This is a genomic window from Streptomyces sp. NBC_01232 (genome assembly GCF_035989885.1).
Lineage (GTDB): Bacteria > Actinomycetota > Actinomycetes > Streptomycetales > Streptomycetaceae > Streptomyces.
The window spans coordinates 7,466,020-7,491,004 of the sequence record NZ_CP108518.1; the positions used below are offsets into that span (position 1 = coordinate 7,466,020).

The 24,985-nt window shown below is 69.6% G+C and carries 16 protein-coding genes and 2 pseudogenes; 11 read left to right on the top strand and 7 right to left on the bottom strand.

Annotated elements, in window-relative coordinates; genetic code table 11:
• Positions 1-1,024: 1,024 nt before the first annotated feature.
• Positions 1,025-3,394 (bottom strand): phosphoketolase family protein, encoded by a 2,370-nt coding sequence (locus OG444_RS34435; protein ID WP_327265791.1) that lies wholly within the window; start codon positions 3,392-3,394, stop codon positions 1,025-1,027.
• Positions 3,395-3,638: 244 nt separating this feature from the next.
• Here OG444_RS34435 and OG444_RS34440 point away from each other — a divergent pair, with 244 nt between their 5' ends.
• The gene (locus OG444_RS34440) at positions 3,639-4,514 is read left to right on the top strand and encodes a universal stress protein (protein WP_327265792.1); all 876 of its coding nucleotides are present in this window, start codon (positions 3,639-3,641) and stop codon (positions 4,512-4,514) included.
• Between the two features lie 68 nt (positions 4,515-4,582).
• Here the strand turns inward: OG444_RS34440 and OG444_RS34445 are convergent.
• Positions 4,583-5,309 (bottom strand): annotated as a pseudogene (locus tag OG444_RS34445) (response regulator).
• A 261-nt stretch (positions 5,310-5,570) separates the two neighbouring features.
• Between OG444_RS34445 and OG444_RS34450 the strand changes: the two are divergent.
• Positions 5,571-5,897: an STAS domain-containing protein gene (locus OG444_RS34450; protein ID WP_327265793.1), complete on the top strand. Its 327-nt coding sequence runs from the start codon at positions 5,571-5,573 to the stop codon at positions 5,895-5,897.
• Positions 5,898-6,023: 126 nt separating this feature from the next.
• A complete protein-coding gene (locus OG444_RS34455) occupies positions 6,024-6,518 on the top strand; it encodes a pyridoxamine 5'-phosphate oxidase family protein (protein ID WP_442810691.1) in 495 nt (164 codons plus the stop codon).
• 16 nt (positions 6,519-6,534) lie between these two features.
• Here OG444_RS34455 and OG444_RS34460 read toward each other — a convergent pair whose 3' ends face one another.
• Positions 6,535-8,253 (bottom strand): GAF domain-containing protein, encoded by a 1,719-nt coding sequence (locus OG444_RS34460; protein ID WP_442810692.1) that lies wholly within the window; start codon positions 8,251-8,253, stop codon positions 6,535-6,537.
• Between the two features lie 145 nt (positions 8,254-8,398).
• Here OG444_RS34460 and ppk2 point away from each other — a divergent pair, with 145 nt between their 5' ends.
• Positions 8,399-9,193, top strand: coding sequence for a polyphosphate kinase 2 (gene ppk2, locus OG444_RS34465; RefSeq protein ID WP_327265794.1), 795 nt, complete (start codon positions 8,399-8,401; stop codon positions 9,191-9,193).
• 23 nt (positions 9,194-9,216) lie between these two features.
• Positions 9,217-10,660 (top strand): annotated as a pseudogene (locus OG444_RS34470) (SulP family inorganic anion transporter); the annotation flags it as partial.
• 145 nt (positions 10,661-10,805) lie between these two features.
• On the opposite strand, the gene OG444_RS34475 reads toward OG444_RS34470, so the two are convergent.
• Positions 10,806-11,645: a hypothetical protein gene (locus OG444_RS34475; RefSeq protein ID WP_327265795.1), complete on the bottom strand. Its 840-nt coding sequence runs from the start codon at positions 11,643-11,645 to the stop codon at positions 10,806-10,808.
• 627 nt (positions 11,646-12,272) lie between these two features.
• Between OG444_RS34475 and OG444_RS34480 the strand changes: the two genes are divergently transcribed.
• From OG444_RS34480 to OG444_RS34495, 4 genes are all read left to right on the top strand, one after another.
• On the top strand, positions 12,273-13,496 hold the full coding sequence (locus OG444_RS34480; RefSeq protein ID WP_033223236.1) for an arginine deiminase: 1,224 nt from the start codon (positions 12,273-12,275) through the stop codon (positions 13,494-13,496).
• Between the two features lie 73 nt (positions 13,497-13,569).
• A complete protein-coding gene (gene argF, locus OG444_RS34485; protein WP_327265796.1) occupies positions 13,570-14,571 on the top strand; it encodes an ornithine carbamoyltransferase in 1,002 nt (333 codons plus the stop codon).
• A 33-nt stretch (positions 14,572-14,604) separates the two neighbouring features.
• Entirely contained in the window at positions 14,605-15,540 is a 936-nt protein-coding gene (arcC, locus tag OG444_RS34490) for a carbamate kinase (protein WP_327265797.1), read from the top strand.
• A gap of 13 nt (positions 15,541-15,553) precedes the next feature.
• On the top strand, positions 15,554-17,086 hold the full coding sequence (locus OG444_RS34495) for a YfcC family protein (RefSeq protein ID WP_327265798.1): 1,533 nt from the start codon (positions 15,554-15,556) through the stop codon (positions 17,084-17,086).
• Positions 17,087-17,789: 703 nt separating this feature from the next.
• On the opposite strand, the gene OG444_RS34500 is transcribed toward OG444_RS34495, so the two are convergent.
• The 3 genes from OG444_RS34500 to OG444_RS34510 form a co-directional block, all read right to left on the bottom strand.
• The gene (locus OG444_RS34500) at positions 17,790-18,722 is read right to left on the bottom strand and encodes a universal stress protein (protein ID WP_327265799.1); all 933 of its coding nucleotides are present in this window, start codon (positions 18,720-18,722) and stop codon (positions 17,790-17,792) included.
• Between the two features lie 86 nt (positions 18,723-18,808).
• The gene (locus OG444_RS34505; RefSeq protein WP_327265800.1) at positions 18,809-19,606 is read right to left on the bottom strand and encodes a sigma 54 modulation/S30EA ribosomal C-terminal domain-containing protein; all 798 of its coding nucleotides are present in this window, start codon (positions 19,604-19,606) and stop codon (positions 18,809-18,811) included.
• 305 nt (positions 19,607-19,911) lie between these two features.
• A complete protein-coding gene (locus OG444_RS34510; RefSeq protein WP_327265801.1) occupies positions 19,912-20,598 on the bottom strand; it encodes a CBS domain-containing protein in 687 nt (228 codons plus the stop codon).
• Between the two features lie 345 nt (positions 20,599-20,943).
• Between OG444_RS34510 and gap the strand changes: the two genes are divergently transcribed.
• Both gap and adhE read left to right on the top strand, forming a co-directional pair.
• Positions 20,944-21,972, top strand: a complete 1,029-nt coding sequence (gene gap / locus OG444_RS34515; RefSeq protein ID WP_327265802.1) for a type I glyceraldehyde-3-phosphate dehydrogenase — start codon at positions 20,944-20,946, stop codon at positions 21,970-21,972.
• A 232-nt stretch (positions 21,973-22,204) separates the two neighbouring features.
• Positions 22,205-24,874 carry a bifunctional acetaldehyde-CoA/alcohol dehydrogenase gene (gene adhE / locus OG444_RS34520; RefSeq protein ID WP_327265803.1) on the top strand — a complete coding sequence of 890 codons (2,670 nt, stop codon included), beginning with the start codon at positions 22,205-22,207 and terminating at the stop codon, positions 24,872-24,874.
• Positions 24,875-24,985 lie beyond the last annotated feature (111 nt).

Below are 24,985 nucleotides of genomic sequence, written 5' to 3' on the forward strand. Positions count from 1 at the left end.
CGGATATCGCGATCAGCTGGCTGCGGGCGGGCCCACTCGCAGGTGTAGCCGTCGCGAAGCTCAACTCCTCATCCCGCTTGTGTTCACCCCCATCAGGTGGGGCAATGGTTGTTCCCGGCGCGCATCGGCAGTCAACCTGGTAGGAATGCCTGGCTTTTGCTCCTCCCAGCAATCGGGTAGACCATGCGCGGCGCGAAGACAGTAGCGGTACCAGCGTTCCTCCTCTTGCTCGTCATGGGTTGCGCACGGACCTCAGCAGGGCCGGAGGAAGAGACCCTCTGCCCACCTGAGGTGCGTACGGCCACGGCCACACCCTCAGGAGATGTCGGACTGACGAGTCAGATCTGGCTTGGTTCCCTGAAGTGCGCCGACCCAGAGACGGGCATGTCCCTCATCGAAGTCAGCGTTCTCAATCCGCACGCCACCCGAGCGGCCTGGTACGAGGTGACGCTGCAGTTCACGACATCGGAAGGGGCCGTGTTCGCCACCGAGACGGCTTATCTCGGGAGGGCCGAACCCGGCAAGCGAGCGGAGAGGGAAATGGCTGTCGCCAGGCCGGTGACGGGAGACGGAATCGGCGTGCGGGTTCTCCGCTTGGAGCAGGGGTTGTTCGACGCACCGTCCGTCGCGCCTCAGCCGTCGCCACCGGCGACGGCTATGGATGTCCTGGTGAGAGCCCTCGTACAGGCTGGAGCGATTCCGCCCACCACCCCGTACGGAGCCTGTCCCAGTGGATCTCCTCAGGGATATTGGCTCGACGAGCCCGGGAACTGCCGGGTGACGCCGGGGCGTGGGCCCTCCGTGTCGGCTGTGACTCCCGCGCCCATGTATCCGGGCACGCTCTGCGGGGATGGCTGGGCTTCCCGGTCCAACGGGAGAGGCACGTGCTCCCACCACGGTGGGATCGCGCGATGACGGTCGTGGTGCCGCTCCGGAGGCGGACGGTCTGGAAGAGAGCTGTAGACGCCGGCACCCAATTTGGATGCCGGCGCCTCAGAACGTGTGGCATTGGTCCCCGTGCTGATCAGTACGGCCAAGCCCAGTTGGCGATCTCCGGTAGGTCGGTGCCGTGCTCGCGGATCCAGTCGTGGTGGCGGATGCGCTGGTCGGCCATCGCCTGGCGCAGTCCCTCGGCACGGCCCGCGAGACCGGGGACGCGGTCGATGACGTCCATGACGAGCCGGTAGCGATCCATGTCGTTGCGCACGACCATGTCGAACGGGGTGGTCGTGGTGCCGGATTCCTTGTAGCCGCGGACGTGCAGGTTCGGGTGGCCGGTGCGGCGGTAGGCGAGGCGGTGGATGAGCCATGGGTAGCCGTGGTAGGCGAAGATCACTGGCTTGTCGGTGGTGAAGAGTGCGTCGTACTCGGTGTCCGTCATGCCGTGGGGGTGTTCCTCGTGGGGCATGAGCCGGGCGATGTCGACGACGTTGACGACGCGGACGGCCAGCAAGGGGAGGTGCTCGCGGAGCAGGGCCGCGGCGGCCAGCACCTCCATGGTGGGTACGTCGCCGGCGCAGGCGAGTACGACGTCCGGTTCGCGGGAGCCGTGTTCGGTGCCCGCCCACTCCCAGATGCCGGCGCCGCGGGTCACGTGGGTGCGGGCCTCGTCGATGGGCAGCCAGTCGAAGCAGGGCTGTTTGCCGGCGACGATCACGTTGACCTGGTCGCGGCTGCGCAGGGCGTGATCAGCCACCGCGAGCAGGGTGTTGGCGTCCGGCGGGAGGTAGACCCGTACGACTTCGGGGCTCTTGTTGAGGACGTGGTCGACGAAGCCGGGGTCCTGGTGGGAGAAGCCGTTGTTGTCCTGGCGCCAGACGTGTGAGGTGAGCAGGTAGTTGAGGGAGGCGATCGGCGCGCGCCAGGACAGTTCGCGGGAGGTCTTCAGCCACTTGATGTGCTGGCCGACCATGGAGTCGACGATGTGCGCGAAGGCCTCGTAGGTGGAGAAGAGACCGTGGCGGCCGGTGAGGAGGTAGCCCTCCAGCCAGCCCTGGCAGACGTGTTCGGACAGGATCTCCATGACCCGGCCGTCGCGGGCCAGGTTCCGGTCCGTGGCCTCCGTGATGGCCTGCCAGGCCTTGCCGGTGGCCTCGTACAGGTCGTCGAGGCGGTTGGAGGCGGTCTCGTCCGGTCCGACGACCCTGAAGTCCCGCCGCTCGGCGGTGTCGTGCATGATCCGGGTGAGGAAGTGCCCCAGGACGCGTGTCGGTTCGTGGAGGGTGCTGCCCGGCTTGTCGACGGGGACGGCGTGGGCGTCGAGCGGCGGCATCGGCAGCGGCCGCAGCAGCCGGCCACCGTTCGCGTACGGGACGGCGCCCAGACGGCGATCGCCCTCGGGGACACAGGCCAGGACCTGCGCGGTGGGGCGTCCGCCGGCGTCGAAGAGCTCCTCCGGCCGGTACGAGCGCAGCCAGTCCTCCAGCTGCTTCAGGTGTGCGGGGTTCTCGCGCACCCCGGCGAGAGGGACCTGGTGCGCCCGCCAGGTGCCTTCGACCGGGTCGCCGTCGACGGTCGCTGGGCCGGTCCACCCCTTGGGGGTGCGCAGGACGATCATCGGCCAGTGTGCGTACTCCCGCCCCGGATCGGTAGCCGCTTCGCGCGCCTCCCGCTGGATGAGGGCAATGCGGTCCAGGGCGTGGTCCATCGCGCGGGCCATGGCCTGATGCACCAGGATGGGGTCGCTGCCGGTGACGTACAGCGGGTCGTGGCCGTAGCCGCGCAGCAGAGCGTCGAGCTCGTCCTCCGGAATCCGGGACAGGACCGTCGGGTTGGCGATCTTGTAGCCGTTCAGGTGCAGGATCGGCAGGACCGCGCCGTCGTGGACCGGGTCGAGGAACTTGTTCGAGTGCCAGGACGCGGCCAGCGGGCCCGTCTCGGCCTCGCCGTCGCCGATGACACAGGCGACCAGCAGGCCGGGGTGGTCGAAGGCGGCTCCGTAGGCGTGGGAGAGGGCGTATCCGAGCTCGCCGCCCTCGTGGATGGAGCCCGGCGTCTCCGGTGCCACATGGCTCGGCACCCCGCCGGGGAAGGAGAACTGCCCGAACAGCTTGGCCATGCCGTCGGCATCGCGGCTCACGTCCGGATACGTCTCGCTGTATGTCCCTTCCAGCCAGGAGTTGGCCAGGACGGCTGGACCTCCGTGCCCCGGACCCCAGACGCACAGGGCCTCCAGCGCACGCTCCTTGATCACGCGGTTGAGGTGCGTGTGCACCAGGTTGAGGCCGGGGGAGGTGCCCCAGTGGCCGAGCAGCCGTGGCTTGATGTGCTCCGGCCGCAGCGGTTGGGTCAGCAGGGGGTTGCCCATGAGGTAGATCTGGCCGACGGCCAGGTAGTTCGCGGCGCGCCAGTGGGCGTCCAGCTGCGAGATCGAATGCGCGCTCAACGCGGTCATGTCCGCTCCTGCGTGTGAGGGTCAGGGACGTTCGTCGACTGGGCCGATACCGACACCCTGCCCCTGCCGTGGTGCGGCCGCGAGAGGAGGACCGGCCCTCAAGGAGGGACCGTTGGCCCTTCTGCGCCCCTGCCCGGCACGAGCAAGGTGTATCCCGATGGCGCCGGTCCCTTCCCCCGGCCGGCGCCGCCCATCCCCGACGGCCGACCCCGATGCCTCTCGCATCAGTACGGAGGACAGACCTGTGAAGCGCACCCTCGTCGTCGGAGTGGACGGATCCCCGGAAAGCCGGGCCGCCGCGGACTGGGCCGCACGCGAAGCCGTACGTCGTGACCTGCCCCTGCATGTCGTCCACGCCTGGCTGTGGCAGCCGCTCGCCGTCCCGATCGTCCAGGACCGCGATACCGAGTCCCGCCGGGCCGATGACATCCTGAAGGAGGTCGAGCAGGAGCTCACCCACCGGTACCCGTCGCTCGCGCTCACCGCGGAAGTCCTGTCCGACACTCCCGTACCGGCCTTGCTGCACACCGCCAAGGAAGCCGAGATGCTGATCCTCGGCACTCGCGGGCACGGAGCCCTGCTCGGCTTCCTGCTCGGCTCCTACGGTCAGCAGGTGATCGCGGCCGCCGAGTGCCCCGTCGTCTCCGTACGCTCCGCCCACGGCAGGCCGGTCGCCGTGCCGGAGGAGGGCGAGGTCGTCGTGGGACAGCAGGGCGGTGTGGAGGAATCCGCCGAGGTACTGCGCGTCGCCTTCGAGGCGGCCGCAGCGCGCAAGGTCCCGCTCCGCGCGGTCCGGGCCTGGAGCCTTCCCCCGGTCTACGGCTACAGCCCCGGCTCGATGTGGATCGCCCAGCAGTTCGGTGGACTGGAGCCGTTCGAGAAGGCCGCGCTGGACCAGGCGCTGGAGCCGTGGCGGCTGAGGTTCCCCGAGGTCGAGGTCGCTACGCACGTGGAGCGGGGCAGCGCCGGCCACGTGCTGCTGTCCGAAGCGTCGGACGCCCAACTGGTCGTCGTCGGCCGCCGGGTACGCGAGTCGGCGGTGGGTACGCGCATCGGGTCGGTGGCCCACGCCGTGCTCCACCACGCGGCCTGCCCTGTTGCCGTCGTCCCGCACCACTGACGCCGAATCGACGGTTGAAGCCGGGCCCGCCGTCGTAGGGCGTGCCCGGCCCTTCCCGTGGGCGGTTCCTACTCCGCGGCCGGCACCGGGTGCCGACCGGGCGGGGTCAGCGCGTGACTGGCAATCACCGCGGCCTGGACGCGCCTCTCCACGCCCAGCTTGACGAAGAGCCGCGAGATGACGTTTCTTCACGGTCTTCTCCGCGAGGAACAGCCGCTTGCCGATCTCCCGGTTGGTGAGACCCTCACTGACCATGAGGAGGATCTCCTTCTCCCGGTCCGTGAAGCCGGGAAGCCCCGGGACCTGCTCCCCCTTCGGCACGTCGCCGCGCATGCGTGCCATCAGCCGCGTCGTGGCGCCGGGATCGAGCATCGACTGGCAGGAGGCCACCGTCCGGACCGCCGTCACGAGGTCGGTTCCGGTGATCTGCTTCAGGACGTGGCCGGCGGCCCCGGCCATCACGGCGTCCAGGAGTGCCTCCTCGTCGTCGAACGACGTGAGCATCAGACAGGCCAGCTCGGGCATCCGCGAGCGCAGCTCACGGCACACGCTCACCCCGTCGCCGTCCTGGAGCCGTACGTCCAGGATCGCGACCCGTGGGCGCAGCGCGGGGATGCGGACCAGCGCCTGCTCCGCCGTGCCCGCCTCATCGACCACGGTCAGGTCGGGCTCGGCGTCCAACAGATCGTGCACCCCTCTGCGCACGACCTCGTGGTCGTCGAGCAAGAAGATGCTGATGGGATCGGTCGCGCCGCTCGCGCTCGTGGCGTGGGAGTGGGAACCGCTGCCAGTCATGACGCAACTCCTTCGCCTGGTTCGTCCTGAACGCACGAACACCGGCATCCTGCCTTCCGTACGGGCCGAACGGACAGGGCCGATCGGCCTTCATCGGCCTGCCGCTGCGCGCGGCAGGGCCGGTGGGGGTAGAGGAGGAGGGACCTTCGGCCCTGTCCGAGGGCCCGCCGGGCCTTCCCGGGGGCACCCGACACAGGATGAACTGCAGGTGCACGGGGAACGGCGCGACTCGACGGAGCCGCACGCAGCGCGGAGGACACCATGACGACCGCCTTGATCGACCTGAGGACCGTGGCACGCGACCACCGCGGCCTGAGGATCGCCCTGGCCGGAGAGCTCGACTTCCATACGGCGGGACGAGTGGAACCACGCCTCGCCGAACTCGCCGGATTCGGCCACCGCAACATGCTCCTGGACCTGTCCGAGATCTCCTTCTGCGACAGCTCGGGCATCGAACTCTTTCTCCGGCTCCACCAGCGCTGCCGTGGCGCGGGCACGCAGCTCCTGCTCTGCGGCGTACGACCCCTGCTGCTCAAGTCCATGCGGGTGCTCGGTGTCGACCGCGGCCTGCCGCTCGCCGTGACGTGATCGAGAGGATGTCCGATTCCCGCCCCCGGACGGGGACTGTTCAGCCCTGGTTCTCCCGTGGATCGCGGTGAAGGCTGGGACGCGGAAGCCGCAAGGGCCCATCGGGGCCGGACGAAGGTAAGCAGCATGGATCACGAAGGCAACCCGTTACGGACCCGGGAGGCCGGTGACACGGCGGCCGGCCGCCGCATGCGGGAGCTGGACAGGGCCGAGGCCCTGCGGCTGCTCTCGACGGTGTCGCTGGGGCGCATCGTCTTCACGCAGCACGCGCTGCCCGCCGTTCGTCCGGTGAACCATCTCGTCGAGGGTGAGGACATCATCGTCCGGATCCACGGGGGTGGGGCACTGGCCTCCCTGGCCGCACCTGCCGAGGTCTCCGGTGTGGTGGTGGCCTACGAAGCGGACGTGATCGATCCCGTTACGCACCTCGGCTGGAGCGTCGTCGTCACCGGTTACGCGAGGGCGGTGTCCGATGCCGACGAGGTGGACCGGTACGCGCACTTGCTGCGTCCCTGGGTGGCGCACCGGATGACCGGCGCCCTGCGGATCCGTCCGGATCTTGTCACCGGGTTCCGGCTGGAGGCGGACCCGATGCTGCCCGTGCCTGCGGTCCGGGGCTGACGCCGTGCCCCGGTCCTCAGCCCCCGGTGGGGAGGGGTGCCCGCCAGACGAGCTTTGTACCCCCCTCATCCGGAGTTTCGTGGGTGAAGGACCCGCCCAGGCTCTGTGCCCGCTCGTCGAGGTTGAGCAGGCCGCTTCTGCGGCCTTGGGCCGGAATGCCCGTTCCGTTGTCCGAGACGGTCAGCACGATCTCGCCCTGGCCGGCCTTGAGGGTCACACCGACCCGGGTCGCCTGTGCGTGGCGGGCGGCGTTGCTGAGCAGCTCGCCCAGAACAGCCATGATGTGGTCGGCGATCTGTGCAGGTACGTCGGTGTCGAGGAGGCCCTCCATGCTCAGGCGTGGCGGATGGCCGAGGGTGGTGGCCGCGTCGCCGACGGCGCGGGCGGCGCGTGCCCGCAGGCCGGGGCCGCTCTCGCGGTCCTTGGTGCGCAGCCCGAAGATCGTCGACCGGATGATCTTGATGGTTTCGTCCAGGTCGTCGACCGCCCGGCCGACCCGTTCGGCGGCCCCGTCGTGCTCGACCAGCCGGGCAGCGCTCTGCAAGGTCATACCGGTGGCGAAGAGCCGCTGGATCGCCAGGTCGTGCAGGTCACGGGCGATCCGGTCGCGCTCCTCCAGCAGTGCTATCTGCTCGGCGTCCCGGCGCCGCTCCGCCAGCTCCAAAGCGAGTGCGGCCTGACCTGCGAAGGCGACGAGCGGCTCCAGCTCTCCCTCGCCGAACGCCGGCTCTCCCGCCGCGCGCGCAAGCAGCAGGACGCCCCTGCTCTCGCCGCCCGCGGTGCCCAACGGGACCGCCACTGCGGGCCCCAGCCCCTCCTGCACCTGGGCCTCGGCGGGATAGCGTTCGTCGGCCCAGGCCTGCACCGCCGTGACGGGCTTGCCGGCCAGGTGCGCCGCTCCTGCGAGCGTGCCCGCGAAGGGGACGACGAGACCTTGTCGCTCGGCTCCGTCCGCATCGGCCGCGAACTCCACGACGAGGCCGTCGATACCGGCCACGGGCATGGCGATGTCAGCGAGGTGTGCCGCGGTGATCTCTTGTGCGCGGCGGGCGATGAGCTCCAGTACCGCCGGGCGGGAGCTGCCGGACAGCAGGCTCTCGGTGATCTCCGCATTGGCCCTGAGCCACCGCTGCTGGCGCTGAGAGCCCTCGTAGAGCCGCGCGTTGTCGATGGCGACACCCGCCGCCACCGAGAGGGTGGAGATCACCGTCTCGTCCTCGGTGTCGAAGTCGATCCCGCCGCGCTTGTCGGTCAGGTAGAGATTCCCGAACACCTCGTCGCGGACCCGGATCGGCACACCGAGGAAGGTGCGCATGGGTGGGTGATGAGCCGGAAAGCCGTGGGAAGAGGAGTGCGCGCCGAGATCCGTCAGGCGCAGCGGCTCCGGGTGGTGGATGACCTCCCCGAGCAGGCCGTGGCCGGCCGGCAGGGGACCGATCTCGGCGATCTCCTCATCCGTGAGCCCCACGGTCAGGAACTGCGAGAGCGTGCGGCCGTCGGGGCCGATCACTCCCAGCGCGCCGTATTCGGCGTCGACGAGCAGCGCGGCCGCCTCCACGATCCGCCGGAGCACCTGGGCGAGATCCAGCTCCCGCCCCACCGACACCACGGCCTCCAGGAGGCTGTGCACCCGGTCGCGGGTGCCGCGTACTTCGTCGATGCGCACCTGGAGTTCGTCCAGCAGTTCGTCCAGCCGCATCCGCGGTACCCGGGTCAACGGATCCCTCACACCCACGTGCTTCCCCTCCGACGGTTCGCTCGGTTGCCCGATCCACGGCCAGCGTATCGACACGCCCGGGCCCGATGGGCGTCGTTGCGCGCGGATGCCCGCCGTGACTGACTTTGACCGAAGCGCCGGACGACGACGGGGAGGAGACACCATGGGCTTGAAGAAGGCGGTCTACGAGGACGAGCTGCTGCGGCTTCAGACGGAGCTGATCAAACTCCAGGAGTGGGTGCGTGCGGAGGGCGCCCGGCTCGTGGTCGTCTTCGAGGGCCGCGACGCGGCGGGCAAGGGAGGCACGATCAAGCGTGTCACGGAGCACCTCAACCCCCGTGTCGCACGCATCGCGGCCCTGCCCACGCCGACGGAGCGGGAGCGCAGCCAGTGGTACTTCCAGCGCTACGTGGAGCACCTGCCCGCCGCCGGCGAGATCGTCCTGTTCGACCGCAGCTGGTACAACCGCGCCGGAGTCGAGCACGTCATGGGCTTCTGCACACCGGCGGAACACCGGCTCTTCCTGCGCCAGTGTCCGCTCTTCGAGCACATGCTCGTCGAAGACGGGATCCTGCTCCGCAAGTACTGGTTCTCCGTCAGTGACGCAGTGCAGGAGGAGCGGTTCCGCGCCCGGGCGCAGGACCCGCTGCGGCGCTGGAAGCTCTCCCCGATGGACCTGGAGTCCCTCACGCGCTGGGAGGTGTACTCGCGGGCCAAGGACGAAATGCTCGTCCACACCGACACGGTGGACGCCCCCTGGTACGTGGTCGAGAGCGACGACAAGCGCAGCGCGAGACTCAACATGATCGCCCACCTGCTGTCCTCGCTTCCCTACGCGGACGTGACCCTGCCTTCGCTCACCCTGCCGCCCCGTCCTCCCTCCACGGGATACCAGCGACCTCCCAAGGACCTCCAGAACGCCGTCCCCGACCATGCGTCCACGCTGGGGAAGGACTGAAGCGCGGCAGACGCCGACCCGTGGCCGTCGCTGTGGGGCCGCTCGCCGGAGGGGACCCGGGCCGGTACGCGGTGCTCGCGGCGGCCCTCGCCGTGGTCGTCGGTCTGGTGTCCCTGGTTGCCTGGGCCGTGCGCCTCGGCTTCCTCGCCGACCTGCTCACGCGGCCCGTGCTCGTCGGCTACCTCGCCGGTGTCGCACTGATCATGATCGTCGACCAGCTGCCCCGGCTCACCGGGGTACGAGCCACTGGTTCGGGATTCTTCGCGCAGCTGCGCACCTTCGCCCTCGACATCTCCCACGTCCACTGGCCGACCGTCTGCCTGGGCGCTGTCGTCCTCGTCCTGCTCCTGGTGGCACCGGGGTACTGGCGGCTGGTTCCGCGTCCCCTGCTCGCGCTTGTCTCCGCCACAGCCCTGGTGGCGGCCTTCGGGCTGGACGAGCGGTACGGGATCGCCGTGATCGGCTCCGTACCCTCCGGGCTGCCGGTGCCCGCACTGCCGTCCCTCGGTGACCTGCCGCAGCTGGTGATCCCGGCGCTGGGCGTCCTCCTCGTCGGCTACTCGGACGTGATCCTCACCGCCCGGGCCTTCGCCGACCGGGGTGATCCGCTCCCGCTGGACCCCAATCGCGAGCTGTTGGCCCTGGGGGCGGCGAACCTGGGGGCGGGCCTCATGCAAGGGTTCCCCGTCAGCAGCAGCGCCAGCCGCACTGCCCTGGCCCAGGCGGCGAAGGCACGGAGCCAGGCCTACTCCCTGTTCGCCGCATTCGCGGTCGTGCTGGTCCTCCTCTTCCCGGGGCCACTCCTCGCGCACACGCCGAGCGCCGTCCTCGGCGCCATCGTCGTGTATGCCGCCGTCCGGCTCGTCGAAGTGGGCGAGTTCCGGCGCCTCGCGGCCTTCCGCCGACGCGAACTGCTCCTGGCACTCGGATGTCTCCTGGGGGGTTCTGGCCCTCGGCATCCTGTCCGGCGTCCTCGTCGCCGTGACCCTGTCCGTGGTCGAGCTGCTGGCCCGGGTGGCCCGCCCGCACGACGCCGTGGAAGGCATGGTGCCCGGGCTCGCCGGCATGCACGACGTGGACGACTACCCGACGGCGCGGACGGTTCCGGGGCTGCTGATCTACCGCTACGACTCGCCGCTGTTCTTCGCCAACACGGAGAACTTCCGCCGTCGTGCCCTGGCAGCGGTCGACGATCAGAACTCTCCGACGCGATGGTTCGTCCTCAACACCGAGGCGAACGTGGAGGTGGACATCACGGCGCTGGACGCCGTGGACGCCCTCCGTCAGGAACTCGCGGACCGGGGTATCGTCCTCGCCCTGGCCAGGGTCAAACAGGAACTCCGCAAGGACCTGGACGCCTACGGCCTGACCGCCTCGGTGGGCGCCGACCGTATCTATCCCACCCTGCCCACGGCTCTGGAGGCCTATCGGGCCTGGAGCCGCAGGGCAGGGTACGAGGCGGAATGAGCAGGACCTGCTGCCCCGAAGAGGGCCGCCCGGCACCTGCTCGTGACTGGGCTGGGGAGCGCATGCCGGGTGGTTCGGGTCGTCTCCGAGATCGTGTGCCACCTGCGCCGGGGCTGCTGCGTATGGCGGGGGCGGAGTCTTTGGCTCAGCATCCGGCGAAGCCGGGAGCCCATGTGAGCAGGATTCCGCTCGCTTCCGTGAGCGAGGTCCATCTCGGTTCAGTCGGTCGCTTCTCCAGTACCAGGACGGGACATACCCGATCGCCGGTGCGCCCGAGTCGCAGCTGATGGGCGTAGTCGAGGACCTGCCCGATCCCCAGACGAATCTGCTGATCTTCATTCGCGCCGGTCAAGCTCTTCACCTCGGCAATGAAGACGTCATCGTCACGTGACCAACCGGCCTCGAATCGTGGGGCATTGCGCGCGTGCCCACGCGCCTCCACCTGCTGGCGGGCCACGTGCTCGATGAGTGCGGCGATCGTTGCCTCGTGAGCCCTGGTACCCCTGTCGAGGTGATCGAGGTCGAGCGACAGGGCACCGGGCTCGTGCTGCCCGACCTCGCGCTGGTGAAGGGGGCCGCCCAGGATCCCGTCTCCGGAACGGGAAAGGACGAAGACGCCGTCGTCCGTGCCCTGAGCCCGTTGCAACTCTCTGCAGGGCGCCGGACATCCATCGATCAAGTCGACGAATCCGTCCCCGTCCACCACGCATACGTGATGTCCTTGCTCGCGTTCCCGGGCGGCGAGGACGAGTTTCCTGCTGTACTCCCGGTGCGAGTCGGTTACGAGTTGACTGGCGAGATCGCCGTGGACGACGACAGTGATCTTGCGGGAGAAGTCCGGCTTGGAATTCGCGCCGAACTGCCGGATCATCTCCTCGCAGTCCTTTCGGATGACCCATTCGCCATCCATCAGGACTTTGCCGGTGAAGCACAGAGTTTGCTCACTCAGTGTATGAACCCAGCCGTCGCAGGGTTTGGTATCCATGAGACCTCTCCATGTATCGCGCAATTTGCCGAATTGTTACGGCGCCCGCTTGTGCGCCGTGGAATTGCGAGGGTGAGTTCCCATTGCCGGGGCGTCTCGTGGGATGCCGAGGCCGACGGCACCGGATGGGTGCTGGCCTGCCCGAGCAGTTTGTTCCGGGCTACCTGGAGTCCTCACGTGGCCCAACGATGTAGCGGCTGGATGGTCACCTGGCTGCAAGAAGTCCGGATCGCGCTGCCGACTTCGACGCTGGCGAAGACCCTCAGGGTGCTCTCGACGTCTGTGCCGCCGTGGACCGGTTCGGCGGGGCGGTCGTGGAGGTCGTCGGCTGTACGTGCCGGGCACCGGCCGCACGCAGACCTCTGACCGCGGGTGTCCCTCGCCCCGCCGCGTTCGGTTCCAGACCGTCGCCATACAGGGCCGAAGGGCCCTGCGAAGCGACCGAACGGGACCTCCCGGAGAGTGCCGACCGGCCCGTCACCAGGGACTGTTGCCGCCGGGCATGAGGGGGCGCGAGTGACAGAGTTCAAGTGCTCCCCGAGGCGCCCCGAGAAGACGCCCGGCCGGGCGCACATCCCATTACGGCGCCCGTCGAGCGCACCTTCCGTCTCACCTCCGGGGGACCCCATGACGTTTCACGTCGACTCCGAGACCGGCCGGCTGAAGCAGGTCATCCTGCACCGCCCCGACCGCGAACTGACACGCCTCACACCCACCAACAAGGACGAGCTCCTCTTCGACGAGGTGCTGTGGGCCAAGCGCGCCCGCGACGAGCACGACGCGTTCGCCGACGTCCTGCGGGACCGCGGAGTGCGCGTGCACCTCCTGGCGGACCTGCTCACCGAGACGTTGGACGGCATCGAGGCGCGGCAGCTCGTGCTGGACCGGGTCTTCGACGAACGCGAGTTCGGCATCCTCGGCACCGACCGGCTCCGCACGCACTTCGACTCCCTGGAGCCGGCCGCCCTGACCGCCTGCCTCATCGGCGGCGTCACCAAGGCGGAACTGCTCGAGCGCACGGGCCCGATACCGAGCGTACGACTGCACGCCATGGCGCCCGACGACTTCCTCCTCGCGCCGCTGCCCAACCATCTGTTCACCCGCGACACCTCGTGCTGGGTGTACGACGGCGTGAGTGTCAACCCGATGAACAAGCGGGCACGGCGTCGTGAAACGGTTCACTTCGAAGCCCTCTACCAGCACCACCCCCTCTTCGCGAAGGGGGAGTTCCACCGGTGGGCCGACGGGCAGGCGGCCTATCCCGCCACCATCGAGGGCGGCGACGTCCTGGTCATCGGCAACGGCGCGGTGCTCGTCGGCATGAGCGAGCGCACCACGCCTCAGGCCGTGGAGAATCTCGCCCTGCGCATGTTCGCGGCGGGTTCCGCTCAGCGGGTCGTGGCCGTCAGCCTGCCGAAGAGCCGCAGCTTCATGCACCTCGACACGGTCATGACGATGGTCAGCGGCGACACCTTCACCCGATACGCAGGCCTCGGCATGCTGCCTTCCTCCACGATCGAACCGGGGACCGGCGGGGAGGGGCTGAGGGTCACCGACCACGCCCTCGAGGACATGGACCGGGCCATCGCCGACGCGCTGGGTCTGCCGTCCATCAACGTCCTCACCCCGAGCCAGGACCTGCGGTCCGCCGAGCGGGAGCAGTGGGACGACGGCTGCAACGTGCTGGCCGTGGAGCCCGGCGTGGTCGTCGCCTACGAGCGCAACGTGACCACCAACACCCACCTGCGCAAGAGCGGCATCGAGGTGATCACCGTGCGAGGCAGCGAACTCGGCCGGGGTCGTGGCGGCCCGCGGTGCATGACCTGCCCCATCGAGCGCGAGGCCGCCTGACCACCCCTCCCGCGCCCCCGCGTCCCCGTCATCCGCCCGCCGCACACACCCCGTACGCATCAAGGAGCCCGCCATGCACGACGACCTGCACCAGCGCCCGTTCGTAAAGGAACTCGACTTCACTCCCGAGGAGTTCCGCCACCTGCTGGAACTCTCCGCCTCCATCAAGACGGCCCGCCGCGAGGGACGCGAGGAGCAGCGGCTGCGCGGAAAGAACATCGCCGTCATCTTCGAGAAGACGTCGACGAGGACCCGATGCGCCTTCGAAGTGGCCGCGCACCAGCAGGGCGCGCACGTGACGTACCTCGATCCGGCCGGCTCCCAGCTCGGACACAAGGAGTCCATCAAGGACACCGCACGCGTCCTCGGCCGCTATTACGACGGGATCGAATACCGGGGCAGCGACCAGCGCCTGGTGGAGGAGCTGGCCCAGCACGCTGGCGTTCCGGTCTGGAACGGCCTGACGGACCAGTGGCACCCCACCCAGTCGCTCGCCGACGTGCTCACCATGTGGGAGCACACCGACAAACCGCTGAACCAGGTGTCCTTCGCCTACCTGGGCGACGCCAGGAACAACGTCGGCAATTCCCTGCTGATCGTCGCGGCGATGCTCGGCATGGACGTACGCATGGTCGGCCCGCGATTCCTGCACAACGCCTCCGATGTCGTTGACCAGGCGCGGCGGGCGGCGGCCGTCAGCGGCGCGCGGATCACCCTGACCGAGGACGTGACCGAAGGCGTGGCCGGCGTCGACTTCGTCTACACCGACGTGTGGCTCTCCATGGGAGAGCCGCCGGAGATGTGGGACGAGCGCATAGCCCTGCTCAAGCCGTACCAGGTGACAGCGAAGACCCTGGAGGCGACGGGCAACCCGGCGGTCAAGTTCATGCACTGCCTTCCGGCCTTCCACAACAGCGACACCACCGTCGGCGCCAAGATCGCTGCGCGGACCGGCATGACCGCACTGGAGGTCACCGAGGAGGTGTTCGAGTCCTCGCACTCCATCGTGTTCGACCAGGCCGAGAACCGGCTCCACACCATCAAGGCCGTCCTCGTCGCCACCCTCGGCGACTGAACCGGCGTCCCCTCGACCTCCGGAGAACACGTCATGCGTGTAGTCGTCGCATTGGGCGGCAACGCCCTGCTCCGCCGCGAGGAGCGGCCGGACGCCGCCGTGCAGCTCGCCAACATCCGCGCTGCCGTGTCCGCGCTCGCCCCCCTCGCGCACGAGCACGAACTCGTCATCACCCACGGCAACGGACCTCAGGTCGGCGTGCTCGCTCTCCAGAGCGCCGCCGACCGCTCCCTGAGCAACCCCTACCCCTTCGACGTCCTCGGCGCGGAGACCCAGGGCATGATCGGCTACTGGCTGCTCCAGTCCCTGCAGAACGCCCTGCCCGAACGGCAGGTCTGCGCCCTGCTCAACCAGACCCTCGTCTCCGCGGCCGACCCCGCCTTCACCGACCCGGCCAAATTCGTGGGCCCGGTCTACGACCGGACCGAAGCGGAGCGACTGGCCGCCGAACGCGGCTGGACGGTCAAGCAGGACGGCGCCCACTGGCGACGCGTCGTACCGTCCCCCCGTCCACAACGCGTCGTGGAGACCCGGCTCATCCGGCTGCTGCTCAACTCGGGAGCGGTGGCCGTGTGCGCCGGAGGCGGCGGCGTACCGGTGATCCGTGACGAACAGGGGCAGCTGACCGGCGTCGAAGCCGTGGTGGACAAGGACCTCACCGCCGCCCTCCTGGCCGAGGCGCTCGACGCCGACGCGCTCCTGCTGCTCACGGACGTTCCCCACGTCTCGCTCGGCTACGGCACCCCCGGTGCCGAGCCCATCGGACGGACCACGCCCGCGGTCCTGAGAGCCCAGCAGTTCCCCGCCGGATCCATGGGCCCCAAGGTCGACGCCGTGTGCCGGTTCGTCGAGCTCACCGGCGGCATGGCGGCCATCGGCGCTCTCGAGGACGCCCGAGCCATCCTCGACGGAGCCACCGGCACCGTCGTCACTCCCAGCGGCAGCTACCGCGAAGCCGCCACGACGTAACACAGGACCTGACATGACTCTGCAGAGCGCACCCGCATCCCCGCAGCCGGCCCGGGCGAGAACGGACTCCGGCGCGCCCGACGCCCCGCGGCGGCGGCTTCGGTTCCCGTCCGCCTTCACCGTCCTGATCGCCGTCACCGTCGCAGTCTGGGCCCTGACGTTCGTCATCCCCGCCGGCCGCTACGACATCAAGGACGGCAGCCCCGTACCGGGCACCTACCACTCCGTAGAACTGACCACCGGATTCTGGGAGCGGCTCAAAGACCTGTTCCTCGCCCCGGTCAACGGGCTGTACGGCGTCACCGACGCCGGGACCGGCCTCACCGCACCCGGCGGGACCGGCTCCTTCGCGGGCGCGGCCGGCGTGTTCCTCTTCATCCTGGCCGTGGGCGCGTTCATCACCGTCACGATGCGCACCGGGGCACTCACGGCGGGAGTGGCACGCCTCGCGCAGCGACTGCACCACCGCAGGACCCTGCTCCTCGTGGTCCTGCTGACGGTGTTCTCCCTCGGCGGGACCACGTACGGCATGGCCGAGGAAACCCTCGGCTTCTACGGGCTGATGATCCCCCTGATGCTCGGCCTGGGCTACGACCGCATGGTCGCCGCGACGGTCGTCATGGTGGGAGCCGGGGTCGGCACCCTTGCCTCGACCGTCAACCCCTTCGCCACCGGGGTGGCCTCCGACAGCGCCGGCATCGGCACGGGAGAGGGGATCGTCCTGCGACTGGTGATGTGGGCCTGTCTGACCGCGCTGGCAGCCGCATACGTCGTGCGCTACGCCCGCCGCGTCACCGAGGACCCCTCCCGGTCGCTGACACCCCTCACCGAGGACGACCTCCGCATCAAGGCCGAGGGCAGCGACGTGGCGAAGCTCACGAGCCGCCAGCGCACCGTCCTGTGCCTCTTCGCCGCCACCTTCCTCTTCATGATCTTCGCCGTCGTGCCCTGGTCAGATCTGCACGTCACCTTCCTGCCCACCCTCGGCTGGTACTTCCCCGAACTCGCCGCCCTGTTCATCGTCGCGGCGGTCGCCGTGGGGCTGATCGGCGGTCTGGGGGAGAAGGGCACGGTGGACGCCGTCACCGCCGGCGCAGGGGACTTCATCGGAGCGGCGTTGATCGTCATGCTGGCCCGGGGAGTCACGGTGATCATGAACAACGCCAGTGTCACCGACACCATCCTCGACGTCCTGCAGAGCGCGGTGGCCGACACATCCTCCGGCGTGTTCGCCGTACTGATGTTCGCGGTGAACCTCCCGCTGGCCTTCTTCGTCCCCTCCTCGTCCGGCCACGCGGCGCTCGCCATGCCCATCCTCGCCCCCCTGGCCGACTTCGCCGGAGTGAGCCGAGCCCTGGTGGTGACCGCGTACCAGTCGGCTTCCGGATGGGTGAACCTCGTTACGCCCACCTCAGCCGTCGTCATGGGAGGCCTCGCCCTTGCCAAGATCCGCTACGACCGGTACCTGCGCTTCATGGCACCACTGATGGGTGCTCTGCTGGTGGCCGTCGCCGGATTCCTCGCACTCGGTGCGGCAGTGCGCTGAATCGCTACGGGGCAGGCCAGTGGCCGGCTGGTCGGGACACCGACCAGCCGGCCACCGTCGTGTGCCCAGCACGAGGCGGACCTGTGGGCTCCGCCGGACGGCGCCAAACAGGGCCCAGGGCGCTCCTCTGAGCCGCGACCGTGAGCTCCGGCAGGGCATGGTGTCCGTGGCCGCTCAGGGACGTGGGGACTCATGCCCGGACTGCCGGCCATCGGAGCAACTGCACGGGCGTGATTCCCATCCTCGCTGTGGACTGGCGGTGCGACAGCGCCGACGGGGCACTGGTGGGGCGCTCGCCCCACCGGATGGCCGTCTCACTGCGGCTGCTGATGCAGATACGCTCGCGGCGTCGGGCGGCCACCCATCGGGGTTGGCAGGCCTGAGAGTTGCGTCGGCGCAGGCGGGCGGGCAAGGCCTGCACGGACGCTTTGGTTGAGGTGGTGGGGACGGGCGGGAACTGCCGCAACGGTCCTTCCCGGCCGGCCTGTGGACCCGGACCGACCGCCCCATCGCGCCCCTCGCCGCGGTGGCTTCCGTCTTTTCCACCCGGTACGACAAGCAACGCACCGACCACTGCGGTCGCAGCACACCAGGAGCCCTCGTCGCGCAGCTGCGCGACGAGGGCTCCTGGTGTCAAGGGGCGACGGCGTCCGTCGGGGGACCGCAGCCGGGGTGTATCCGTCCTCGGTGAGGCTCGCGACGATCAGAGATGAGGGACGACCGCCACGGGCGTCGTGGCGTGGTGCAGCACTGCGTGGGTGACCGGGCCGATGTGCGCTCCGACCGCCGCCCGGCGTATGCGCCGTCCGACGATCAGCAGCGAGGCTTCCTTCGACGCTTCCACAAGGTGGCCCGCGGGCCGTCCCACCAGGCACTGCTCCTTGACCTCGACCTGGGGGAACTTGCCGCGCCACGACCGCAGTACGTCGGTGAGCGCGCTTGCCCGGCGCAGTCCCAGCGCGACGCCGTGGCCGGGGTCGGCCGCCGCAGGGTCGTACCCTTCGACCACCGGTACGCTCCAGCCGTGCACGACCCGCAGGGTGGCCGCTCGGGCAGCGGCGGCTTCGAAGGCGTACGCGAGCAGCTCGTCGCACGGCCTGGAGAGGTCGAGGCCGAGCACCACGTCGAGGCACTGCCCCTTGCGGTCCCCGTGGTCGCCCGTCCCGGGGAGCGGTTCACACTCGGCCCGTTCCCCGGCCCGTACGGCGACGACCGGACGCTCGGCGTGCGCGATGACAGGCAGGGACACCGATCCGGTCAGGAAGCCGGCCAGGCCACCCAGCCCTCGTGAACCCACGACCAGGACTTCCGCCTTCTCTGCGGCGGACAGCAACACCTCCGCGGGGCGGCCGTGCACCTGCTCGACGCTGATCTCCAGGCCGGGGTACGCCGCCCGCAGCCGGTCGGACGCGTCGTGGGTGACCTGCTCGGCGTAGTGCTGTGCGGCGGTCGCCCCCTCACAGGGCGTGGTGTCCAGGCCGGTGAACGGGGCGTGGGCGAAAGCCCGTGACCAGTCCTGCCAGACGTGCAAGAGGTGCAGGGGCAGACGGCGCATGTGCGCCTCGTGGGCGGCCCAGTCCGCGGCGGCCAGCGACTCGGCCGAGCCGTCCACAGCGGCGATAACGGTACGTGACATGATTCCTCCGGGTGAGGGGTCTTCGGGTGGTTTGCGGCACTGGTCCGGGGACCGGCGGCCGGGCGCGCGGCGTCGCCTGGAACGTGTTACCGGGACGGAGTGATCAGCCCGTAGTGGCCGTCGTAGCGGTGGTAGAGGACGCAGCCCCGGCCGGTGGCCGTGTCGTTGAAGAAGACGAAGGGCAGCCCGGTGAGGTGCAACCGTGAAACGGCCTCGGTCACACTGCTCGTCGGCACGGGAACCGTGCTCACGCCGAGCAGACCGTCGACCTTCCGTTCCTGACTCAGAGGTCCCAGCGAAGCCATGCGATGCCGCCCGGTACGGATGTCGCGGTAGACGACGCTGTCGCGCCCGGAGGCCAGGTCCGTGAAGAGCCAGAAGTCGTGGTCCATGGCTTCCAGGTCGATCACGGCGTCCTCAGGTGTCTGGTGGACCAGGCTGAAGCACTTGTGCCGCACGATCCGGCGCTCTTCGGCGCGAACGTGATGCCGGTGCGGACGGTGGTCGTGCCCTGCGCCGTCCCGCGATGTCCGGCTGGGCGTGCCGTTGCGGTGGGGGCCGCCCGCCGCATACCGCCGTGGCCGGGTGAGCCGGGCAGCCAGGCGCTCCTGCAGGAGGTCGACCGCTTCGAATATGCTGTTCGCGGCCACGTGGGCACGAACCATCCGGCCGTTGACGTCCACCACGGCCTGAGCCGTGGCCGGGCGGTTTGCCGAAGTGTTGACGGCTTGCGTGAGCTTCACCCGCACGGTCAGCACGGGTCCGCGCACGTGGCCGATCACCGCGAGCATCTTTCCCTGGGCGTACGCGTCCGCGCCATCGGGCACCTGCCCTCGGTTGCGGACCTGAACGTCGGCTGTCCGGCTGGTCTTGAGACCGCTCATGAGAACTCCTCCTCGATCCCTTCCAGCCTGTCTGCCGGCGGCCGCTCCCGGGCAGAGCCGTCCGGACCCCGCCACGGCGCCACTGGTACCGACACCACCCGAGAAACCGGGACGTCCGGTCGGCCGGGCAAGGCCGTTCGGCCTACAGACCCAGAGACGGGTAAGCCGACGAGCCCCCGCCTGATATCGCGTGACGTGCCGGACCGACAGCACGGCTCGGGTCGGCGGCTCCGGGTCGCCGCGACCGGCCGCGGTGACTGCGGCCGCTCAACCGACGGAAGAGCCCGTGGTGTCCCGCCCTGTTGTCAGTGATCGCTTTCGCGGCCGGTTGTCAGCCGGTTCACCACACCCACCACACCGTCCACGCGCCACGCGACCCTGATCAACGCCGTTGTATCGAGGGCAGGTTCGGATGATCCCACCATGGTGACCATCCCGTCGCGAACGTCGATGCGGAGCCCGTCGATGCGATGGGCTGCCGGCGCCCGGCCGGAGACGGCATCGGCGACGTCCGCGAGGATCTCCTCGTCCGTCCTCAGGAAGACGCGCAGCAGATCACGTCGCGTGGTGATGCCGATCAGACGGTCCTCCTCGTCCACCACCGGCAACCGGTCGACGTGGCGACGTTCCATGATGCGCGCGGCGTCGGCGACGCGCTGTTCGGGATGCACGGTTACAGCCGGGCTGGTCATCAGCTCGCCTGCCGCCATGGCGAGTCCCGCGACGGAGTGGGCGTCGGCCGGTCGCCGTGGTGTGTGTGCCATCCGATGCCGCCCGGAGTCGTGCCGGCCGAGACAGCCCTGTTGCCTGGCGAGGTCTTTCCGTGAGATGACGCCCATGACCTTGTCGTCGTCATCCACCACCGGCAGCCCGCCGATCCGATGGGCGATGAGCATGCGAGCCAGTTCTTCGAAGGAGGTGTCCGGGCGGGCCTGGACCACCTCGCTGGTCATGACTTGGCCCACCGTCCGTTCTTCGACCACGGTGCTCATCTCCACTCGTCTCGCAGGTTTCCGGATACCGCCGATGGCGCCCCGGCCTCTGCCTGCCCGCCGACCGCTGTGCTCAGCGCGCCGGGGGGCCGGGAAGCCCCGGGTTCGTCTGCTCCTCATGCTTGCCGTTGCTTCCAGAGTGGGGCGGAGGGCGGCCGGGGGACAGAACCGGTCAGGACCCGCACGCCGGGCCGTTCGGCCCGTGACAGGCCGGGCCGGGCGGGGCCCGCCGGGGAGAGGGCCCAACGGCCCTGGCGTGCACCCCGTTCGACCCCTGCCCGCGGCGCGACATGCCCCCCAGGCTGGCACCACTCGCATCGGCACCCAAGGGAAGGGGCGGCGGAGATGACCGTACGCATCGGAATCAACGGCTTCGGACGCATCGGCCGGAACTACCTGCGCTGCGTCATGGAACGCGCGGAGACGAGCAACGGCACCCCCATCGAGGTGGTGGCCGTCAACGACCTCACCTCCCCGGCTGCGCTGGCCCATCTGCTCACCTACGACTCCACCTACGGCCGACTCCACCGCACCGTTGATCACGACGCCGAATCCATTACGGTGGACGGTCACCGCATCGCGGTCACGTCCCGGCGCGACCCCGCCGACCTCGGGTGGGACGCGCTCGGCGTGGACGTCGTCATCGAGGCCACCGGCCGCTTCCGCACCAAGGAGGAAGCGGGCCGGCACCTGACGGCAGGAGCACGCAAGGTGCTGCTGTCCGTCCCCGGCAGGGGCGTCGACGCCACCATCGTCATGGGCGTCAACGAGTCCGCGTACGACCCGCGCGTCGACCACGTGATCTCCAACGCGTCCTGCACCACCAACTGCGTGGCCCCCATGATGAAGGTCCTCAGCGAGCGCTTCGGCATCGTCAAGGGACTGATGACCACCATCCACGGCTACACCAACGACCAGGTCGTGCTCGACGGCCCGCACAAGGACCTGCGCCGCGGCCGCACGGCCGCAGTGAACATCATCCCGACCAGCACCGGCGCCGCCCGCGCCGTCGGCCTGGTGCTCCCGGAACTCGCGGGCACCCTGGACGGCATCGCCGTGCGCGTGCCGGTCGAGGACGGCTCGCTGACCGACCTCAGCCTGGTACTGGCACGGCAGGTGTCCGCACAGGACGTCAACGACGCTTTCCGGGAGGCTGCCGAGGGACCGCTGAAGGGCGTCCTGAGAGTGAGTGATGCCCCTATCGTCTCGCGCGACATCGTCGGCGACCCCGCCTCGTGCATCGTGGACGCCCCGCTGACGCAGGCCAACGGCGACCTGGTCAAGGTCTTCGGCTGGTACGACAACGAGTGGGGCTACACCAACCGTCTCGTCGACCTGACCCAGTACGTCGCCACGCTGCTCGACGCCCGGTGAGCCAGCAGCAGCCCGGGCAGCGGACGCCGTAGAGGCACGGAAGGCCCGGTGGTGGCGCAAGCCTCTGCGCTGCCACAGCGGCCGGAGACCATCGGGCCCCGTCGAGGGACCTTCGGGACCTCAGCCGAGGACGCGTCCCGGGCAAGGCTGTAGGTGACAGGACGGAACGTGTGGCCACCCCGGTGGCCGGCCACGTGTGGCCACAGCGCCACCCACACCCAGGGAGCTTTCCATGACACAGGCGACCAGCGATCCCCGCACCACCACCGACGGCACCCCGTCGGACACGCTCATCGCCGTGAACCTCCTGGTCGACAACGCCTCCAAGGCGCTCGCCGACTTCGAGTCCTTCACGCAGGAGCAGGTTGACCACATCGTCGCCAAGGCGTCGGTGGCCGCCCTGGATCAGCACACCGCCCTGGCCCGCTCGGCGGTGGAGGAGACCGGGCGGGGTGTCTTCGAGGACAAGGCGGCGAAGAACATGTTCGCCTGCGAGCACGTCACCCACAGCATGTCCCGGGCGAGGACGGTCGGCGTCATCGGCCGCGACGACATCGAGGGCATCATCGAGATCGCCGAACCCGTCGGTGTGCTCTGCGCGGTCACGCCCGTCACCAACCCGACGTCCACCACCATCTTCAAGGCGTTGCTGGCGCTGAAGACACGCAACCCCGTCGTATTCGCCTTCCACCCCTCCGCGCAGGCATGCAGCACCGAAGCCGCACGCATCGTGCGGGACGCCGCAGTCGCCGCCGGAGCGCCCGAGCACTGCGTGCAGTGGATCGAGGCTCCCTCCATCGAGGCCACGAGCCTCCTCATGCGCCACCCGGGCGTCGCACTGATCCTGGCGACGGGCGGCAACGCCATGGTCAAGGCCGCCTACTCGGCCGGCAAGCCCGCCGTCGGCGTCGGCGCCGGCAACGTGCCCGCCTACGTGCACCACAGCGCGGACCTGCGCCGGGCGGTCAACGACCTCGTCCTGTCCAAGTCCTTCGACAACGGCATGATCTGCGCGTCCGAGCAGGCGGTCATCCTGGACACCGACGTGTACGACGAGGCGCTCGCCGAATTCCGGCGCCTGCACGCGTACGTCGCCACGGCCGAGGAGAAGCGGAAGCTGGAGACCTACCTCTTTCCGCCCGACCCGGCCGGCCGACAGGGCCGCGTCAACCCGGCAGCCGTCGGACAGAGCCCCGACCGGATCGCCGAGCAGGCCGGGTTCACCGTACCCGCAGACACCTCGCTCATCCTGGCCGAGGCGAGCCACGTCGGGCCCGACGAGCCGCTGACGCGGGAGAAGCTCTGCCCGGTTCTCACCGTGCTGCGGGCCGCGTCCACCGAGGAGGGCTTCGATCTCGCCGCCGACATGGTCGACTTCCACGGGCAGGGACACAGCGCGGTAATCCACACCGGTGACCCGGCCCTCGCCGAGCGCTACGGCCGCCGTATGAAGACCGTACGGATCATCGTCAACTCGCCTTCCTCGCAAGGAGCGATCGGCGGCATCTACAACCGTCTGGTTCCGTCCCTGACCCTGGGTTGCGGTTCCTGGGGCAGTACTTCGGTCTCGGACAACGTCTCGGCCGCCCAGTTGCTCAACATCAAGCGCGTCACCACCCGGCAGAACAACATGCAGTGGTTCAAGGTGCCGCCGAAGATCTACTTCGAGCCCCAGGCCATCCGGTACCTCGCGGCGATGCCCGACGTCCACCGCGTCACCGTGGTCACCGACGCGACCATGACCCGGCTCGGTTACGTGGAGCGCGTCAGCCGTGTCCTGCAACAGCGGCAGCAGCCCGTGACCATCCAGGTCATCGACGACGTCGAGCCGGAGCCGAGCATCGACTCCGTACAGCGTGGCGCCGCCCTCATGCGCGACTTCCGGCCGGACACCATCATCGCCCTGGGCGGCGGATCCCCCATGGACGCGGCGAAGGTGATGTGGCTGCTGTACGAACAGCCGGACGTCGACTTCGCCGACATGCGGCAGAAGTTCTCCGACATCCGTAAGCGGGCCTTCCGCTTCCCAGTGCTCGGCAAGCAGGCCCGTCTCGTCTGCGTCCCCACCACCTCGGGAACCGGCGCCGAGGTCACCCCCTTCGCCGTGATCTCCGACCCGGCTACAGGCAAGAAGTACCCGCTGGCCGACTACGCCCTGACTCCCAGCGTCGCGATCATCGATCCCGTCCTGACCAACGACCTGCCGGCGTCGCTCGCCGCCGACAGCGGCTTCGACGCCCTCACCCATGCCACCGAGGCGTACGTCTCTGTCTATGCCAACGACTTCACCGACGGTCTGGCGCTGCACGCCATCAGGCTGATCTTCGACCACCTCGAGGCGGCGGTCACCGGCGAGTCGGCACGGCGGAGCGTGGCACGGGAGAAGATGCACAACGCGGGCACCATCGCCGGCATGGCCTTCGGCAACGCCTTCCTCGGCATCGTCCACGCGATGTCCCACACCCTGGGCGCCACCTTCCACGTCGCCCACGGGCGGACCAACGCAATCCTCCTGCCGCACGTGATCCGCTACAACGGCACCGTTCCCGGCAAGCTGACGGGATGGCCCAAGTACGAGAGCTACCGCGCGCCCGAGAGGTTCCAGGACATTGCCCGTGCCCTGGGGCTCCCCGCTTCCACCCCCGCCGAGAGCGTGGCCTCGTACGCCGCCGCGGTGGAACGCCTGCGGGACGCCGTGGGCATCGAACCGTCCTTCCGTGCCCTGGGACTTGACGAGGCCGCCTTCATCGGCGCGCTGCCGCAGCAGGCACTGAACGCTTATGAGGACCAGTGCGCCCCTGCCAACCCGCGCATGCCGATGCTGGACGACATGGAGGACATCATGCGCACGGGCTACTATGCCGGGCCGCGGCCCCCCTTCCCTCCTTCTGACCGCGCGTAGGGCGGCGGCCGCTCTGCGGGCGGGCCGCCGAGACCGTGTGGGACCCAGGTCCAGGGCAACCATCTGGGGCACGGCCGCGTATGAGGGCCATCCGGCCCTGGCCGAAGGCCC

Bases quoted from the DNA above. Each gene is read 5' to 3' on its own strand.
- OG444_RS34435 (WP_327265791.1), bottom strand. From the start codon at position 3,394: ATGACCGCGTTGAGCGCGCATTCGATCTCGCAGCTGGACGCCCACTGG.
- OG444_RS34450 (WP_327265793.1), top strand. From the start codon at position 5,571: ATGACGACCGCCTTGATCGACCTGAGGACCGTGGCACGCGACCACCGC.
- OG444_RS34455 (WP_442810691.1), top strand. From the start codon at position 6,024: ATGGATCACGAAGGCAACCCGTTACGGACCCGGGAGGCCGGTGACACG.
- ppk2 (WP_327265794.1), top strand. From the start codon at position 8,399: ATGGGCTTGAAGAAGGCGGTCTACGAGGACGAGCTGCTGCGGCTTCAG.
- OG444_RS34475 (WP_327265795.1), bottom strand. From the start codon at position 11,645: ATGGATACCAAACCCTGCGACGGCTGGGTTCATACACTGAGTGAGCAA.
- OG444_RS34480 (WP_033223236.1), top strand. From the start codon at position 12,273: ATGACGTTTCACGTCGACTCCGAGACCGGCCGGCTGAAGCAGGTCATC.
- argF (WP_327265796.1), top strand. From the start codon at position 13,570: ATGCACGACGACCTGCACCAGCGCCCGTTCGTAAAGGAACTCGACTTC.
- arcC (WP_327265797.1), top strand. From the start codon at position 14,605: ATGCGTGTAGTCGTCGCATTGGGCGGCAACGCCCTGCTCCGCCGCGAG.
- OG444_RS34495 (WP_327265798.1), top strand. From the start codon at position 15,554: ATGACTCTGCAGAGCGCACCCGCATCCCCGCAGCCGGCCCGGGCGAGA.
- OG444_RS34500 (WP_327265799.1), bottom strand. From the start codon at position 18,722: ATGTCACGTACCGTTATCGCCGCTGTGGACGGCTCGGCCGAGTCGCTG.
- OG444_RS34505 (WP_327265800.1), bottom strand. From the start codon at position 19,606: ATGAGCGGTCTCAAGACCAGCCGGACAGCCGACGTTCAGGTCCGCAAC.
- OG444_RS34510 (WP_327265801.1), bottom strand. From the start codon at position 20,598: ATGAGCACCGTGGTCGAAGAACGGACGGTGGGCCAAGTCATGACCAGC.
- gap (WP_327265802.1), top strand. From the start codon at position 20,944: ATGACCGTACGCATCGGAATCAACGGCTTCGGACGCATCGGCCGGAAC.
- adhE (WP_327265803.1), top strand. From the start codon at position 22,205: ATGACACAGGCGACCAGCGATCCCCGCACCACCACCGACGGCACCCCG.